11 protein-coding genes and 1 pseudogene are annotated in these 17,138 nt (G+C 51.8%); 5 read left to right on the top strand and 7 right to left on the bottom strand.

What is annotated here, in order from left to right; all coding sequences use genetic code 11:
- Nucleotides 1-73: 73 nt before the first annotated feature.
- Nucleotides 74-1,408: a glycoside hydrolase family 28 protein gene (locus EIP93_RS17855; protein ID WP_103942438.1), complete on the bottom strand. Its 1,335-nt coding sequence runs from the start codon at nt 1,406-1,408 to the stop codon at nt 74-76.
- Nucleotides 1,409-1,988: 580 nt separating this feature from the next.
- Between EIP93_RS17855 and EIP93_RS17850 the strand changes: the two genes are divergently transcribed.
- A complete protein-coding gene (locus EIP93_RS17850; protein WP_125233060.1) occupies nt 1,989-3,281 on the top strand; it encodes an ABC transporter substrate-binding protein in 1,293 nt (430 codons plus the stop codon).
- 48 nt (nt 3,282-3,329) lie between these two features.
- Here EIP93_RS17850 and EIP93_RS17845 read toward each other — a convergent pair whose 3' ends face one another.
- Together EIP93_RS17845 and EIP93_RS17840 are read right to left on the bottom strand one after the other, a co-directional pair.
- Entirely contained in the window at nt 3,330-5,009 is a 1,680-nt protein-coding gene (locus tag EIP93_RS17845) for a hypothetical protein (RefSeq protein WP_103861722.1), read from the bottom strand.
- 215 nt (nt 5,010-5,224) lie between these two features.
- The gene (locus tag EIP93_RS17840) at nt 5,225-5,965 is read right to left on the bottom strand and encodes an EAL domain-containing protein (protein WP_109225232.1); all 741 of its coding nucleotides are present in this window, start codon (nt 5,963-5,965) and stop codon (nt 5,225-5,227) included.
- A 525-nt stretch (nt 5,966-6,490) separates the two neighbouring features.
- On the opposite strand from EIP93_RS17840, the gene EIP93_RS17835 reads away from it, so the two are divergent.
- The 4 genes from EIP93_RS17835 (at nt 6,491) to EIP93_RS17820 (ending at nt 12,814) form a co-directional block, all read left to right on the top strand.
- Nucleotides 6,491-8,215 (top strand): PilZ domain-containing protein, encoded by a 1,725-nt coding sequence (locus EIP93_RS17835; protein ID WP_103972391.1) that lies wholly within the window; start codon nt 6,491-6,493, stop codon nt 8,213-8,215.
- Nucleotides 8,216-8,504: 289 nt separating this feature from the next.
- Nucleotides 8,505-10,334 carry an NADPH-dependent assimilatory sulfite reductase flavoprotein subunit gene (gene cysJ / locus EIP93_RS17830; protein ID WP_125233059.1) on the top strand — a complete coding sequence of 610 codons (1,830 nt, stop codon included), beginning with the start codon at nt 8,505-8,507 and terminating at the stop codon, nt 10,332-10,334.
- Nucleotides 10,334-12,067, top strand: coding sequence for an assimilatory sulfite reductase (NADPH) hemoprotein subunit (gene cysI, locus EIP93_RS17825; protein WP_039494689.1), 1,734 nt, complete (start codon nt 10,334-10,336; stop codon nt 12,065-12,067). Before cysJ ends, cysI begins: the two co-directional genes overlap by 1 nt.
- A gap of 12 nt (nt 12,068-12,079) precedes the next feature.
- Nucleotides 12,080-12,814: a phosphoadenylyl-sulfate reductase gene (locus EIP93_RS17820; RefSeq protein WP_125233058.1), complete on the top strand. Its 735-nt coding sequence runs from the start codon at nt 12,080-12,082 to the stop codon at nt 12,812-12,814.
- A gap of 41 nt (nt 12,815-12,855) precedes the next feature.
- Here the strand turns inward: EIP93_RS17820 and EIP93_RS17815 are convergent.
- The 4 genes and pseudogenes from EIP93_RS17815 to EIP93_RS17800 all read right to left on the bottom strand — a co-directional run.
- A pseudogene (locus EIP93_RS17815) lies at nt 12,856-12,993 on the bottom strand (phosphate acyltransferase); the annotation flags it as partial.
- A gap of 158 nt (nt 12,994-13,151) precedes the next feature.
- Entirely contained in the window at nt 13,152-14,189 is a 1,038-nt protein-coding gene (gene adhP / locus EIP93_RS17810; protein ID WP_125233057.1) for an alcohol dehydrogenase AdhP, read from the bottom strand.
- Nucleotides 14,190-14,338: 149 nt separating this feature from the next.
- Complete coding sequence (eutR, locus tag EIP93_RS17805) at nt 14,339-15,379, bottom strand: HTH-type transcriptional regulator EutR (protein ID WP_119880161.1); 1,041 nt, start codon at nt 15,377-15,379, stop codon at nt 14,339-14,341.
- Between the two features lie 125 nt (nt 15,380-15,504).
- Nucleotides 15,505-16,884 (bottom strand): aldehyde dehydrogenase family protein, encoded by a 1,380-nt coding sequence (locus EIP93_RS17800; RefSeq protein ID WP_119880162.1) that lies wholly within the window; start codon nt 16,882-16,884, stop codon nt 15,505-15,507.
- Between the last annotated feature and the right edge of the window lie 254 nt (nt 16,885-17,138).

Here is a 17,138-nt window from a genome sequence, read left to right as displayed (position 1 = left end):
CCCGGTTTCGTTCTGAAAAAGGGGCTTTCAGAACATAGTATGCAAAAAACCGTCGCATACTACCCGAAAGTGCTTATTCTTCCAACTCCACGATTGTCATGTGATGCCAGCCTGATGGCAGCGGATCGGGGCGGTGGATCGTCATGTGGCTGGTGGTCAGGTTCACAACGCCACGGGCAAATAGCGCGGGCATGCCGCCTGGGTAATGGTCGACACCGAAGGCACGGCCTGTCGCTGGATCGACCCGATACGCATTGTCCAGCCCCATACCCGTCGGGCGCTCTGGGTTACAAGGGGGACGCACATCGTACATGCCCTGTTCCGGTGAGTCGCTCTGCCGCTGTTCGAGATGCACGGCATGGAAATGGATATCCCGAATGTAGCCTGCGGGCGTGCTGTGCAGGTTAATCGCTCCCTCGCTGATCCCTGCGATCTGAGAAAATTGCACTGCCTCGATCCGGCCTGGTTCGATGGCGGGATCGCGATAGCGCACGGAGATAAAGATCGGATCGGCTTTGCCCCAATGGCAGGGATGTGCAGCAACGCACTGGAACGTGATGTTGCTGAACTGTAGACGTCGGAACGCGCCACCATCGCGCGAGATCAGGCCGATCGCGCGGTTAGTATCGTAAATGGCGCAGTTGCTGACGGAAATATCTTCGATGTCGGCAAAGGTTTCGGTACCGATCTTCAGAGCGCAGCTCTTGGATCGCAGTAGGCAATTGCTGATGACGACCTGCTGCACCTTACGCTGTAGATGGGGCGGCTTATGGGTGGTTTTGATGCACAGCGCATCGTCGGCGGCGCTCAGCGAGCAGTTGCTGATTTGCACCTGCTGGCAGCTATCAAGATCCAGCGCGTCGGTATTCGCCATGCTCAGATCGTTATCAATCGTCAGCCGTTCGACGATGATTTGGCGACAGCTGACCAGATGCACGGTCCACATCGGAGCATGTTCAATCGTAAAATCGCACAGGCGGACGTGTTCGCAATCCTCAAAGACCACAATGCGCGGGCGATGCTGTGCAGGCAGGCGATAGCCTTGATCGTCGGGTTCCGCAGAGAAATAGGCGTCGGCATTTCCCATGATCTTACCCTGACCGCAGATCGTGATATTGCGTTGTTGGTAGGCATAAAGAAATGCACGGTGCGACAGCTCGGCCATGCTGATCGTCGTGGCCTGCGCAAACTGTTCATAGTCACCGCTGACGATGAGCTCAGCGCCTGCCTCCAATTGCAGACAAAAATTGGAAGGCAGCAGCAATCCTCCTAACAGATAGCGCCCCGGTTCCACCGTCAGGGTGCCGCCACCCTGTGCCGCAATCCGATCGATTGCCTGCTGAAAGATGGCAGTATCCGGCGTGATACCGTCGGCGGCGGGGGAGTATGACTGAATAGAGTGCTTCATCGCTTTATCCTATCTGATCGAGCCTGCTCCGATTGCAGCACGTTTGCTGGCCTTTAGCTGTGGCTGTCGTGATCAAATCTGCGCAGGTTGGAGCGGGCTTCACAGCGCACGGTGCGTGGCGTAAGAGAATGTGAAAGGCATAACGAAGAGGACGATGTGGCGCGTTATGCCGTGTGTGTTTCATCACGCTTTTGCGCCGTTTTCCCGCTTTTTCTGCGCGCGCGGCGTGATTTTGTTGTTTTTGTGTTTCTTATTTGTGAATCAAATCTCTTTTTGGTGTGGTGCGGCGGTTAATGATGTGAGGCACCCCCCTGCCACATCACATCGGGCTCGCACCGCGTGGTTGAAACGCCCGCTAACGCGGTGCAGTCATCAGCATTTCTTCCGTCAGCCCCGCAAATCACGCGTTTTCCCGCCGTGATGACTAGCGCGATAAAAAGGGTTCTGCCTATCTTGTCAGGGTCGAGAAATGGTTTGATTCACGGCTATGTACCTACCTGCTTTCTCATCTATATCGCCACACCAGTACGCCAGACACACGCACAAACACAAACACAATAATAATGTCGTTGGGGGAAAAATGAGATTACCTGGACTGATTGTCATCGCCTTCTCTGCGCTCTGTTCGTTCGCGCAGGCCGCTGAACCTGTGGAATTACGCCTCTCCTGGTGGGGAGGAAACAGCCGCCATCAGGCGACCTTGACGGCGCTGGAAGCGTTTCAGAAAAAGTATCCGAACATCAGCGTGAGACCAGAATATACCGGTTGGGACGGGCACCTATCCCGCCTGACGACGCAGATTGCCAGCGGTGAAGAACCGGATGTGCTTCAGGTAAACTGGAACTGGCTGCCGATTTTTTCCAAGACGGGCACCGGATTTTATGACCTGAATAAGCTGACTGATACGCTGAAATTACAGGATTTCCCCGAAGATGCGTTGAAACCCGCGACAATCGACGGCAAGGTGAACGCGATTTCCACCTCGCTGAATGCGCTGGTGATGTACTACAACACGGAAACCTGGAAGAAGGCCGGGCTGCCGTATCCTACCACCTGGGATGAGCTGTTCCATGCGGGCAAGGTGTTTAAAGAGAAGCTGGGTGATAACTATTTCCCTATCGCCTCGCCTGCGCAGGACAGCGGTGAAGGTGTGCTGGAGTTGATCAACTATTACATGACGCAGAAATACCAGATCGGCATGATCGATGAAAAGAACAAGCGCTTTAACTACAGCGAGGCGCAGTGGATCGAGGCGTTTCGCTTCTATAAACGTTTGATCGACGAACATGTGATGCCGTCTTCGAAGTATTACAACGCGTTTGGTAAAGTCGGCATGTATGAAACACGTCCCTGGATTAATGGGGAATATGGTGGGGCACACCTGTGGATTTCGGTCGTGAAGAAGTACGCCGATCCGCTGGCGGCACCGGGTAAGCTCGAATTAGGGCCTTACATCATGACGCCGGGATCGGATAACTCCGGGCAGTTCTTCAAACCGTCGATGTTGTTTGCCATCAGCAAGAATACCAAGCACCCAAAAGAAGCGGCGCTGTTGCTGAATTATCTGATGAACGATCCTGAAGGTGCGCTGCTGATGGGTACCGAGCGTGGCATTCCGCTCAGCCGTATCGCCAGACAAACGCTGGAAGAAAAGCAGAAGCTGGATACAAAGGATCTGTCGGTTGCCGGATTATCGCTGGCGCTGCAAAAACCGATGCAAACGCCTGTTTCCTCGTATCTTGAAGATCCGCAGCTTGCCAGCCTGATCCTGCAAACCATCGAACAGCTCGACTATGGCAAGAAGAGCGTGGAAGAATCGGCGAAAAACTTCAGCAGTTCAGGTGAGCGCATTCTGAAACGGGTGGTTCGCTAGATCGTTACTGATTAAGATCGTTATTGATTAAGGTAGGGTGCCGGTGCGTTACGTGAGTTCAGCCAACTGCTGTTGCAGGCTATCGGCTAACGCGCGTGGACGCCCGGCATCAAACATCACATGCAGGCTCACCGGATAATCCCGGTGTTGCAGGCAGAAATCCTCCATCTCATGCCCAATCCCGTACAGCGCCTGAATATTGGTTTTGGCGATTTCCCGCAACGTCCAGTTGTTCTCCACCTGTTTGCAGTAGTGCAGCGTAAAGAAGGCTTTCTGCGCGTGAACAAAGGCGCGGCAATACAGCGTCAGACCGCGCCATTCCTGCTGCCAGCGCACGCTAAGCGCTTCTGGCATCGTGTGTTCGCGGGAGAATTGCAGTGCGGCCTGCTGGCACTGTTCCGCCAACTGCCAGGCGGCATCTTTCTCTTTCGCAATGTGATAGAGATTCTGCGAAGCCAGCTCCGCATGCTGCGGATCGAACGTAATATCCTGACCGGAACCCGGCAGCCAGTGGTTACGGTTGAGCTGGCCGTACAGGCTCCAGATCGCCTGACCAAAGCTGGTCGGCAGCAGGCTGTGACGGTGGAAAACGTGGTGGCGCGCATACAGCGATAGGGAAATGGCCTGATGAGCCTGATCCAACAAGGCGAGCATCGCATGCAGCACGGTATCGTCCGGCTGCCATTGGTAGCGCGTCATTAACCACTGTGCAAACAGCGTGCTTTCGTTTGCCGCTGCGGTCTGGTTAGTCAACAGTCGGGAACAGGCAAACAGCGTAAATTCGCTGAGCGTGCCGATCACGCTGTGATTATCTACGCCTTCCCAACTGATGCGGCACAGGGCGCTGACAATCGCGGGATTTTTCTCCCGGCACCACAACAGTCTTCCTTGAACTTCGGTGTAGCGCAGGAAGGGGAGATTGCCCCAGCCGACCTCTTCGCCTGCCAGATCAAGCTCAACCCAGACTTCACGCCCGTTGATGTCCAGCAGCGCCGGATTATTGGGAAACTCAGGCCAGAAGCGTTCCGGCGTGACTTTGATGGCGACAGAGACGGATTCCGGCAGCGTGCGAATGGCGTTCAGGACATTACCGATATCCTGATGGCTGGCGGGAAACGCACGCAATACCAGATGGCGCTGGTGATAGTGCATCACGCGTGCGACGGCGGAGAATAAGCGGTGATAGATCTGCTCGCTGTCGGCGTTGGTCGGCCAGTGCGTGGTAACGGGAACGACGCCGTTGATCGCATCGCCGGAAGGGGCGGAAAAGCGCAGCAGGCTATCACTGTTGGAGATCGCCAGCAGCAGGCCGCTCAGACGTGGAATTTGCTGCATCAGCAGTTCGACTTTGGCGGCAAGGTAGTCGCACCAAAAATCGGTATCCATACGGAGGCTATGTGTGTCGTCCAGCAATTCCGGGTGATGAAGTAGTAGATCTGTGGGAAACGACAGCTCTTTGCATTGCAGATACAGCGCCAGCCCCTGTTCACGGCAGTGCGCCGCGACCTGATTCAGATAAACACAGCGTGAACGCTGCTGGCTGCTGATGCGATCGTCAAAACGCGCGTTATTGTAGGCTTCCGGCGTCACCAGTTTGTCCAGCAAATCCGCTGCGCCCAGCACCAGCGTAGTAAAGCCGTGCTCACGGGCGTAATCGACGACCGAGATGACCTGCTGCCAGTGCCAAATATCCTGCGTATTGAGTTCCAGCGCGCGTCGTTGCCACATCGTTTTTCTCCCGTTGCCACTGGCGTGAGTATCGCATTGATGTGCTATCGCAAAGGATAAATTCCTGAAGCGAACGCCAGAAATGTGAGCCTGTTCGCTAATGTCGATCGTCTAAGGCGTTGTTGGCGAGGGAGTTATTGTGGTTGTGGGTATGACGGACAGATTATGATGCGTTAACCTGCTATGGGCAGGGCTGCCGATGTTAAGGGCGCCAGCTAAAAACCTTCCAGTAGCCTTAATTGGCTGAATGTTAACGGACGATAGAAGATATATCCTTGAATACCAATAGGATGGTATTTGTTTAATCGATTCAAATCGGTCGCTTTCTCAACGCCCTCACAGATGATATTGACCCCAAGAGGAATGAGTTTATTCAATAAGGCTTTTAGCTTTTGTGATTTTGTCTCTTCTTTACCGATGCCATCGATAATGGAACGATCGATTTTTATGGTATCGAAGTCAAACAAACTGAGGCTGTCTATCTGTAGATTTCCTGCGCCGAAGTCATCTAATGAAATCATAAAACCATATTTTTTTGCCTGGTTTAAAAAAGGTATTCCATCAATAAGCTGTTGTCGGGTGGTTTTTTCACTGATCTCTATTTCTATATTCTGCGGGCTAACATTATGCATTAAGCATTTTTGATATAAGCTTTCCAGATAGAGGACGTTATTAAAAAGTAAATGCGACAGGTTGAATGATATTGTCATGCTACTTTTGTTTTTTATTACCTGACAGACCACATCAAACATAAAGTCTGTCACTTTATCGATTGCTTTACACTCCTCAATTTTATCTATGGTCTGCTGAGTCGATGTTAAAACGCCTTCTGAGTTATAAAACCTGGCGAGGGCTTCATAGCGGAATATTTTATTTTGAGGGAGATGGATAATAGGCTGAAACTCTGCGGTCAGCCTAAGAATTTTTCCATCGATATTCAATGTTGTTGTATTCATTTTACTGATTACTCACCCTCTCCATAGAAATAGCAATTCCGTAACATTGCTCGTTTGGATTCTACACAGTAATTTGGAATATTTGGAAATTGTTTTAAACGATCATTAATTTCCATTTGATAGCTTTTGACTATTGAATAAAAACTAATGATCGTTTAAATCTATGTGGTTGTTGGGTTTTAATTCCATTTATGTGTGATTTATTGGTGTTAAGTGTCGTTATTTTTGTTTTAATCGGTATTTACATTCAATTTGATTAAATTAAAATCTATTTGATCCGTGTGTGCGACCGTTGTGAGTTCATGTCATCCTTGTTAGGATGATAAACGATGTTAAGATCGTCGTTTCGTAATGATATCGGGGTGAGAAGCAATAAGGAATTTATCCTGATTGATATTTTACTCAGTCAGAATAGGCATTTTCTAAAGCCGTTAATCCCACGTAAGAATTCATTTTTCTTAAAAAAGAGAAATCCTTTTGGGGTTTTTGGGTATATCACCATCGCGTTAATAGGTAGATATTATAGTGGAACATTTTTCTCCTCCGCCCGCTAAAGTGATTAGCACATTGCTGAAACATACCTATGTGATGTCTATCTATGCCAAAGATATGTTATATGCATTGAAGGCAGACGTCGTAGAACTGAATCTGGATAAAAGCCGTATCGTGTTGGACGTGGAATATTCTGGCTCGGATATCGACAGATATCTTGCCGATGGTGGTTTGAATTTCGATCTAGAGGCGCTTAAAGGCACGGATAACATCGAACGAGAAACCTACAGTCTTTGTAATATTCCAACCCAGTTATTCAAAACGGACAGTATGTTTTATCGTCTGGAGTGTTGCTTGCCAGAATCTGTTTTTGTCACTGAAAACAGGGGCGCGATTCGTATTCCCTTTATTCTTGGCATGCAGGCTCGTGCTCGCATTGAAGTTTATCTACACACGCTTAATGTGCCCGGAACCCTGCGTAATTTATCGACCGGTGGATGTATGGTCGAAATCGATCTGGTTGAGAGTATTGCGATTGAAGTAGGTCAGGATATCCCCGGTATTACGCTTGAATTCCCTAACGGAGAAAGCTTTTATGCCGAGGGGAAAATTCGCCATATACGCCCCTTTGGGAATAATGGCTATGCGGCCGTCGGTATCCAATTTATCAACTTGTCCTCATCCCAGTCTGAGGCCTTGCTTCACTACACAAACGAGTCGGAAAGAGAGGCCGCATACCGAACCGGCATGACTGGCAGCATGGTGTATTCGTCTCCGTTGTTCATTCCGGGCACTAAGGAGAAAAATCTGTTGCTGCGAGAAAGCCAGGAGCGGGAGAAACGTACCCGTCAGACGCCGATGGAACGCGGCGTCATGGAGGTTGCCCATCGGCTTCAGATTGGGCTGATGTACATCAAAACACGCAATCAACTGCCCGTTGAGATTTTTTATGACTGTGTCGATACCTTGCTGTATATGGTCAAAAAAGATCGAAAGGCTTTTCTGTATGCGCTGTCGTTCCTACGCGATGAGGCTGATTGGGTCAGGCATGCGGTGCAGGTTGCTGGCAGATTGGCCGACATGCTGTTAATTGCCGATCCACACGATCCCCATGTGCGTGAGGCGGTGTTAGGCGCGTTACTCCACACGATGGGCAAGCCGCTGCTGGTTAACGCCCGTCTGCCGTCGCTCAAGGTCAATATGAATCCGGCGCAAAAAGCGATCCTTAGTGGTCATGTGGCGGAGCTGTGCGCGAAGTTACGTGAACTAGGCTGGGTGATGACCCCTACCTGTCGCGATGTGATTGAGAATGCTAACGAGCGTTTGGACGGCAGCGGCTATCCGCAAGGCAAACGCGCCGATCAATTATCGACGTTAGTCCGATTGGTCTCTGTGATTAAGGCGATTAATAAGCTCAGGCATGCGCGTAATGGTGTTTCTCCCCGCACGCCATTGGCTGTCTATCGCAAAATCTATGAGGCTAACGCGGCCTATGATAAGGCCGTGCTGGTCAAATACGTGCAGATTTATGGCCTCTACCCCATCGGCAGTCTGGCGAAATATTCGGGAGGCTTCCTCGGGTGGGTGATGGATATTGATAAAAAGGGTAAGCCTATCATGGTGCATCTCATCAAAAACCTGCGTTTTCCGGATACCAATATCAGCAGTGTCGTTTCTAATGGCGACTTGCAGCAGGTCGGTAAGCTCGAAAATATCGTTCATCCTGACGATTTCGGCATGAAGGTCCTGAAAATTTAGCGAGTACCGTCTGCATAGAGGGCTGCATGGCAGCCCTTATTCCTTATCACATCCTACCGATATTTCTCTCGCAACAGGCATGAAGCGCATGTGCTATCAGGCATAACACTTTAAGCAATAAGGACTATCAGAAAAACCATTTAGTCATTTTGGTTATTTAATATTTCCATCATTTCTTTAATTGTTAAGATGCAGATCGTTACCCTTATCCTCCATCCATCTTTTTATTGCATGTTTTTGTATTAGCGTCGTTGGCTAACAGCACAGGCACAAGGAAACAGAAATCACAATGACTACTCCGGTTTCCCCCACTTCATTGCTTCCGTTGAGTGTGGAGCAATTAACGCGTTTACAGGCGGCAACCGGTGATTTCTCATCGACGCAGCTAGCCTGGCTATCCGGCTATTTCTGGGGTTTAGTTCAGCAGCCAGGGAATGTGCAGCCGGGGGCGATCGCTGCCACGGCAACGACAGCATCCGCAGTCACGGTGTCGGTACAAACGATTACGCTGATTTCCGCCTCACAGACCGGCAATGCACGTCGGGTGGCGGAACAGCTGCGTGACGATCTGCTGGCAGCCAAGCTGTCCGTCAATCTGGTCAATGCGGGTGATTACAAATTCAAGCAAATCGGGCAGGAAAAGCTGCTGCTGATCGTGGCCTCGACGCAGGGGGAAGGGGAGCCGCCGGAAGAAGCCGTCGCGCTGCACAAGTTCCTGCTGTCCAAAAAAGCCCCAGAGATGAAAGACACCGCGTTTGCCGTGTTTGGTCTGGGCGATACTTCTTACGAATTCTTCAGCAAGGCGGGTAAGGATTTCGATAGCCGTCTGGCTGAGCTAGGTGCGGAACGCCTGCTGGATCGCGTTGATGCCGATGTCGATTATCAGGGGCTTGCCGAACAGTGGCGACGCCAACTGGTGGACATTTTACAGGCGCGGGTGCCAGTTCAGGGGGACGCCGTCGCGCAGATTGCCGCTCAGGGCGCACTGGATGAAATTACCAGCAGCCCGTACAGCAAAACTTCACCGCTGCATGCCACGTTTGCCGTCAATCAGAAAGTGACCGGGCGTAACTCCGAAAAGGATGTTCGCCATATCGAGATCGATCTGGGCGATTCTGGTTTGCGTTACCAGCCGGGAGATGCGTTGGGTGTGTGGTTCGATAACGATCCCGCGCTGGTTCAGGAATTGCTGGAACTACTGTGGCTGAAAGGCGATGAGTCTGTCAGCGTTGACGGCAAGACGCTGCCACTATCGCAGGCGTTGAAAAGCCACTTTGAGCTGACGCAGAACACGGCACCGATTGTCGAAAAATACGCAGCACTGTCGCGTAATGAAACGCTGCTGTCGCTGTTGGCCGATAAGCCTGCGCTTCAACAGTTCGCACAGCGGACGCCGCTGGTTGATATGGTGCGACAAGCGCCGACTGAACTGACGGCGGAGCAACTGCTGGGTCTGCTGCGTCCGCTGACGCCGCGTCTTTACTCTATTGCCTCCTCGCAGGCGGAAGCCGAAAGTGAAGTGCACATCACCGTTGGCGTGGTGCGCTACGAATACGAAGGCCGCGTGCGTGCCGGTGGCGCATCCAGCTATCTGGCCGACAGGCTGAGCGAAGACGACGAAATCCGCGTCTTCATCGAACATAACGATAACTTCCGTCTGCCTGCGAATTCCGACGCACCGGTCATCATGATTGGGCCGGGCACCGGCATTGCGCCGTTCCGTGCGTTTATGCAGCAGCGTGATGCCGAAGGAGCAGAAGGGAAAAACTGGCTGTTCTTTGGTAACCCGCACTTTACGGAAGATTTTCTGTATCAGGTTGAATGGCAGCGCTACGTCAAAGATGGCCTGCTGACCAACATCGACCTGGCTTGGTCACGCGATCAGGCGAACAAGGTCTATGTGCAGGACAAACTGCGAGAAAAAGGCGCGGAAATCTGGCGCTGGATTCAGGACGGTGCACACTTGTACGTGTGTGGTGATGCCAATCGTATGGCAAAAGACGTCGAGCGAGCACTGCTGGATGTGATAGTTGAGCATGGCGGCATGGACAGTGAACAGGCCGATGAGTTTTTAAGCGATCTGCGCCTTGAGCGCCGTTATCAGCGAGATGTGTACTAATGAGTGAAAAATACGTTTTCAGTGAAAAACACCCCGGCCCCTTAGTGGTAGAAGGGAAACTCGCTGACGCAGAGCGCATGAAGACAGAAAGTAACTTTCTGCGCGGCACGATTGCTGAAGACCTGAACGATGGTCTGACCGGTGGCTTTAAGGGCGATAACTTTCTGCTGATCCGTTTCCACGGTATGTATCAGCAGGATGACCGCGATATTCGCGCCGAACGTGCCGAGCAGAAGCTGGAGCCGCGCCATGCGATGCTGCTGCGCTGCCGTCTGCCCGGTGGCGTGATGACGCCAGAGCAGTGGCTGCGGATCGACAAATTTGCGACTGAAAATACGATCTACGGCAGCATTCGTATCACGAACCGTCAGACGTTCCAGTATCACGGCATTCTCAAATCGAACGTGAAACCGGTACACCAGATGCTGAATAGCATCGGGCTGGATGCGCTGGCGACGGCGAATGATATGAACCGCAACGTGCTGTGTACGTCTAACCCGATCGAGTCCGAACTGCATCAGCAGGCGTATGAGTGGGCGAAAAAGATTTCTGAGCATCTGCTGCCGCGCACGCGCGCCTATGCTGAGATCTGGATGGATCAGGAAAAAGTGGCAACGACGGATGAAGAGCCGATTTTAGGTTCAACGTATCTGCCGCGTAAGTTCAAAACCACGGTCGTGATCCCGCCGCAGAATGATATCGATCTGCATGCGAACGATCTCAACTTCGTTGCAATTGCCGATAACGGCCGTCTGGTGGGCTTCAACGTGCTGGTGGGCGGTGGGCTTTCTATTGCGCACGGCGATAAAGAAACCTATCCGCGTACCGCCAGTGAACTGGGCTACATTTCCATTGAGCATACGCTGGCCATCGCGGAAGCGGTGGTGACCACGCAGCGCGATTGGGGTAACCGGACCAACCGTAAAAACGCGAAAACCAAATACACGCTGGAGCGTGTGGGCGTAGACAACTTCAAGCAGGAAGTGGAAGCGCGTGCCGGTGTGAAATTTGAAGCGGTGCGCCCTTATGAATTCACTGGACGTGGCGATCGCATTGGCTGGGTAAAAGGCATCGACAATAAATGGCATCTGACGCTGTTTATCGAAAACGGTCGTGTTCTGGATTATCCGGGGCGTCCGCTGAAAACCGGTCTGGCGGAAATTGCCAAGATCCACAAAGGGGATTTCCGGTTAACGGCGAACCAGAATTTGATCATCGCGGGCGTTCCTGCGCGTAGCAAAGCGAAAATTGATGCGCTGGCACGTGAGCACGGCCTGATTGATGACGGCGTCAGCGAGCAGCGTAAGAATTCGATGGCCTGTGTGTCATTCCCGACCTGTCCACTGGCAATGGCGGAAGCCGAGCGTTTCCTGCCGGAGTTCGTCACGAAAGTGGAAGGCATCATGCAGCAGCACGGCGTGGGCGATGAACATATCGTTCTGCGTGTGACGGGCTGCCCGAACGGCTGCGGCCGTGCGATGCTGGCAGAAATCGGCCTGGTGGGTAAAGCGATGGGGCGTTATAACGTGCACCTTGGCGGGAATCGCGAGGGGACACGCATTCCCCGTATGTATCGCGAAAATATTAATGAAACCGAGATCCTCGCGGAAATCGATCGGCTTATCGGGCTGTGGGCGCAAGATCGCCAGCCGAATGAAGGCTTCGGTGATTTCGTGATTCGTACCAACATCATTAAACCGGTGCTGGATCCCGCTCGCGATTTTTATGACTGACAGGAGAGTCTGATGGCCGAATTTAATCTTGAGGCGCTCAACGCGTTACCGAAAGCGGAACAGACAGCTGAGTTGGCTACGGTGAACAGTCAGCTTGAATCGCTGTCTGCGCAGGAAAGAGTGAGCTGGGCGCTGGAGAATCTGCCGGGCGACTATGTTTTGTCGTCCAGCTTCGGCATTCAGGCGGCGGTATCGCTGCATCTGGTGACGCAACAGCGGCCGGATATTCCGGTTATCCTCACGGATACGGGCTATCTGTTTCCTGAAACCTATCAGTTTATTGATGCGCTGACAGAGCAGTTAACGCTGAATCTGCAAGTGTATCGCGCAACGGAGTCTCCGGCCTGGCAAGAGGCGCGCTACGGTAAGCTGTGGGAGCAGGGCGTGGAAGGCATCGAATGCTATAACCTGCTGAATAAAGTCGAGCCGATGAACCGTGCGCTGAGTGAGCTAAAAGCGAAAACCTGGTTTGCTGGCCTGCGCCGCGAGCAGTCCGGCAGCCGGGGTGAATTACCCGTGTTGGCGATTCAGCGCGGTGTCTTCAAATTCCTGCCGATTATCGATTGGGATAACCGGACGGTGTATCAATACCTGAAAGAAAATGGCTTGAGTTACCATCCTCTGTGGGAGCAGGGCTATCTGTCAGTTGGTGATACGCACACCACCCGAAAATGGGAACCGGGTATGGCCGAAGAAGAAACACGCTTCTTTGGCCTGAAACGCGAATGCGGGCTGCACGAAGGGTAAAAACAAAAACCGGGCATCGCCCGGTTTTTACATTCTGGGGCTTAATGGGGGTTCTGTGCGCCCTGAATCGCGGTGAGTGCAACGGTATAGACGATGTCGTCAACCAGCGCACCGCGTGAAAGGTCGTTCACTGGTTTGCTCATCCCTTGCAGCATCGGGCCATCAATGATCAGGTCTGGCCGTTTTGCCTGCGCCAGTAGGAATGAGCATAATGGTACGAGACATGTCTTATCCTTCTTATTTTCCCTGGCGATATAGACTCGTCATTCTTCACGTTGCCTGTGCGTGGTGGAACTCACCAACGTTCAGCCCTGAGCGTGAATGATGTTGAGGAGGGCTATGCGTGATGTAGTGAAGCCAGACTGCTGCTACGTAAATCAATCACCATCCGGCCTTTAATTTTCCCCTGCTCCATTTCTTCAAAGATAGCGTTGACGTCGGTCATCGGGCGTAGCGTCACTTTAGGGATGACTTTCCCTTCCTGAGCAAACTGGAATGCTTCCAGTAAGTCCTGACGCGTACCAACCAGTGAACCGATGACCTGAATGCCATCTAACACCAGACGCGGAATGTACAGATCCATACTTTCGGGGGGCAGGCCAATGGCAACGACTCGAGCTCCGGCTCGTACCGCATCAATCGCTGAATTAAACGCCGCACGCGCGACGGCGGTGACGACGGCAGCATGCGCGCCGCCCACTTTTTCCTGAATGATTTCTGCCGCGTTTTCTTTCGCGGGATTGATGACTAAATCGGCGCCCATCTCTTTTGCAAAGGCCAGTTGAGCATCGTTGACATCCACTGCGATAACGTTGGCGTTAAAGACATTTTTTGCGTATTGCAGTGCCAGGTTCCCCAACCCGCCGAGTCCATAAATCGCAATCCACTGTCCGGGCTTAATGGTGGAAACCTTGACTGCTTTGTAGGTTGTTACGCCAGCGCAGGTAATACTGCTGGCTGCCGCCGGATCCAGCCCATCGGGAACTTTGACCGCATAATCTGCAACGACAATACATTCCTCAGCCATGCCGCCGTCTACGGTGTAGCCAGCATTTTTGACGCCACGACAGAGTGTTTCATTACCGCCGACGCAGTACTCGCAGTGCCCACACCCTTGATAGAACCAGGCTACGCTGGCACGATCGCCCGGTTTTAGTGAGGTGACGCCAGGCCCAATTGCTTTGACGATACCAATGCCTTCATGGCCGAGAACGACCCCGGTTTTATCGCCATAATCACCATTCTTGACGTGTAGATCCGTATGACAGACGCCGCAGTATTCCATGACGAGCAGCGCTTCGCCGTGGCCGGGCTCGCGTAATGCTTTTTCAATAATTTCAGCTTTTCCACCTTTAGCGGCTACTACTGCTTTCATAACTGACTCCTGTTCTTTTTTAATGTGTAAATAAGCTGACGGCGAAACGTGCCGTGCGTTGGCGATGACTCAAAATTAAGGTGAGTCTGGGTCAGTGATGCCGGATGGGCGTCACAGGAAGACTCGTTACATGGGTAAAAGATAAGTGGCTAGTGCTGTAAACGCCGTCGGAGCGTCAATGACGGTTTCTCGTTAAAGAGCTTTTGATAATCTCTGGCGAACTGACTTAGATGCCAGAATCCCCATTGCATCGCCGCATCCTGAACCGTGCGATGCGGCGATATCGGACTGATGAGTTCGCGACGAACCGCGTTGAGACGGATGATTTTTAGCCACGCATTTGGGCTGATGCCTATCACGCTGTGGAAGGCGTTCTGTAATGTTCGGCGGCTAACGTGTAACTGGCGGCAGAGGTCGAGCACGGTGACCGGTTCTGATGTCTGGCTCAACACATACTCCCGTACAAAAGAAATCAATTTGCGATGATGGTGAGTTTGCGCGTGTTCAGAAGAAGGCTGAACGTTTTCCAGAAAAGAGATCAGCGTGGTCAGCAGGTTATGCTTCAGTACTTTTTCTGCATTACGTGTTTTCATCACGTGTGGGAAATGACAGCTATACCACAGAGCCTGACGGATAAATGAACACAGTGTGGCCTTTTTGTCGTGTTCCATTTGCAGCGTTGCGCCCTGATTCAACCGCCGAGTCAGCCATTCTGGATCGTTGAGTGCGCCAATATACTGATTGAGCACGTCATGAGAGATAACAACGCCTAAAATGGAAAATTCATCGGGTGTGCTTAATTCAAACTCTTTGCCGCCGGGACTCACGGCAATGCTGTATTCATCCAGCGGTTGTGCATCAATAAACCCCATACTTTCCTGCGTAGAAGGGACGCCAAACCAGAATGAACCGGGCCATACCATGCAGGATTGGCGTAGTGCGAGGTTCGTGTACTCGTGACAAAGCTGAATACCATCCAGCAGTAATTCCTGAAGCTCGCCACGGAAATGGCCGGGTGAAACCTGATCGTAAAGCTGTTGCCAGGCTGTAATGGTGCAGGACTGGGTGTAGGCATCCTGTGTGGAATGCTGATGTATGTACTGATTCTGCCCTTTAGAAGGTAATAAGTTTTCTGGAGGTGTAACCCTGACATCAAGCTGATGTAATGGAGTGAGGTTCTCGGTTCTCATGTGCATTTTCCTCCCAGAAAAAGCCTGACGTCAGATCGTTATACCCTGTGTGTTTGCATAACCATCGCCGTTATAAAGCGCTCCTGCATGTTATTAACGGCGATAGCTGTAGTACCGATAAAAAATTAAACGATTCTGAACATATCTACCATGACACAGCGTCGAATTCGTACAAAAGTACGTGCTGATGTCACGCCTTCACCCGTCGGCGTTGAAATGGTCATGGACGTACAACCTTCGCCGCCCAGCCCTAACCCTGCGATACAGGGGCCATTTTTCACAAAGATGCTGGTGTTGATCGCATTTGCCATCTTGTGCAGATTATTAATATTTGTCGAATGCATTGCCGCGGTATGACGGCGTCCGCCTTCCAGATGGATGGCAAGCTCGATGGCTTCCTCTACATCCCGTACACGAACAATGGGCAGCACAGGCATCATCATTTCGGTTACGGCAAACGGGTGATTTGCATCCGTTTCCGCCAGTAACAAACGAGTGTGTTCGCTGACATTCAAGCCGATGGCTGCCGCAATTTTGGCGGCGTCGCGTCCTACCCAGTCGCGGTGTGGACGACCTCTGCCATGTTCATCAATGTCGGTGAGCAGCAATGACTGAAGTTGCTCGATTTGTTGACGAGTAAGTAATATCGCCTGGTGGTATTGCATTTCCGACAATAATTCATCGGCGACACTGTTGACCACGATTGCCACTTTCTCATCGACACAGATAATGTTGTTATCAAAAGAAGCGCCGCGAACAATATCACGCGCGGCACGCTCGATATTTGCCGTCTCATCGACAACGACCGGCGGATTTCCCGCGCCGGCGGCAATCAGACGTTTGTCCGTATGTTTGCGGGCGGCCTCCACGACGGCTTCGCCTCCGGTAACAACCAGCAGGCTGATACCCGGATGCCGGAACAACCGCTGTGCGGTTTCAATATTGGGATCGGCCACGGTTACTAATAGGTTCTCTGGTCCGCCTACGGCAACAATCGCTTTATTCAACAGACTGATCGTGTAGAGCGATACTTTCTTTGCCGAAGGATGTGGAGCAAAAACGATGCTGTTGCCTGCGGCAATCATACTGATCGCGTTATTGATCACGGTGGCGGCCGGATTGGTTGACGGCGTGACGGATGCCACTACGCCCCACGGCGCATTTTCAATCAGCGTGAGGCCGTTATCTCCGGTCACCACTTTCGCAGACAGACTCTCAGTCCCCGGTGTACTGCGTGCTTGCGAGACATTTTTGGCATATTTATCCGCTACACGTCCCATGCCCGTTTCTTCCACGGCCATTTCTGCCAGAACTTGTGCATAGCGTTCGCCAGCCTGGCGGATGGCTGCAATAACGTTTTGTCGCACGATGACGTTATCCAACCGTTTTTGTGCCAGTGTTGCGGCAGAGACGGCGTCGTCCAAAGAGGCAAAGATCCCGTATTGTGTATCAAAATCAGCAACAGGACGTGCCGGGGCATTTAGATCAAGTGTTGATTGTTCCATACGCGCGATCCTCTTTTATTAATAAGCTAATCTGGCATGCAACGCGTCATGGCATGACCACAACAGATTCGCGCCCATACCATGAGGAACCCTGATTCTTTCTGTTCAATTAACGGCTGAACGAATCGCGTGAACCTCTCTCGTTAATGGTTTTTTGGCTGCCCGCGGGGCTAGTGGCATGTTGCAATGAATCTGGAAAAGCAAATATCAAAAATCGGCAAACTGTCTGCAACTTTGACGTACGTCATAAACTC

The sequence above is a fragment of the Pectobacterium versatile genome (assembly GCF_003932035.1).
GTDB lineage: Bacteria > Pseudomonadota > Gammaproteobacteria > Enterobacterales > Enterobacteriaceae > Pectobacterium > Pectobacterium versatile.
This window is presented reverse-complemented; position numbering and strand designations above follow the sequence as displayed.

Bases quoted from the DNA above. Each gene is read 5' to 3' on its own strand.
- EIP93_RS17855 (WP_103942438.1), bottom strand. From the start codon at position 1,408: ATGAAGCACTCTATTCAGTCATACTCCCCCGCCGCCGACGGTATCACG.
- EIP93_RS17850 (WP_125233060.1), top strand. From the start codon at position 1,989: ATGAGATTACCTGGACTGATTGTCATCGCCTTCTCTGCGCTCTGTTCG.
- EIP93_RS17845 (WP_103861722.1), bottom strand. From the start codon at position 5,009: ATGTGGCAACGACGCGCGCTGGAACTCAATACGCAGGATATTTGGCAC.
- EIP93_RS17840 (WP_109225232.1), bottom strand. From the start codon at position 5,965: ATGAATACAACAACATTGAATATCGATGGAAAAATTCTTAGGCTGACC.
- cysJ (WP_125233059.1), top strand. From the start codon at position 8,505: ATGACTACTCCGGTTTCCCCCACTTCATTGCTTCCGTTGAGTGTGGAG.
- cysI (WP_039494689.1), top strand. From the start codon at position 10,334: ATGAGTGAAAAATACGTTTTCAGTGAAAAACACCCCGGCCCCTTAGTG.
- EIP93_RS17820 (WP_125233058.1), top strand. From the start codon at position 12,080: ATGGCCGAATTTAATCTTGAGGCGCTCAACGCGTTACCGAAAGCGGAA.
- adhP (WP_125233057.1), bottom strand. From the start codon at position 14,189: ATGAAAGCAGTAGTAGCCGCTAAAGGTGGAAAAGCTGAAATTATTGAA.
- eutR (WP_119880161.1), bottom strand. From the start codon at position 15,379: ATGAGAACCGAGAACCTCACTCCATTACATCAGCTTGATGTCAGGGTT.
- EIP93_RS17800 (WP_119880162.1), bottom strand. From the start codon at position 16,884: ATGGAACAATCAACACTTGATCTAAATGCCCCGGCACGTCCTGTTGCT.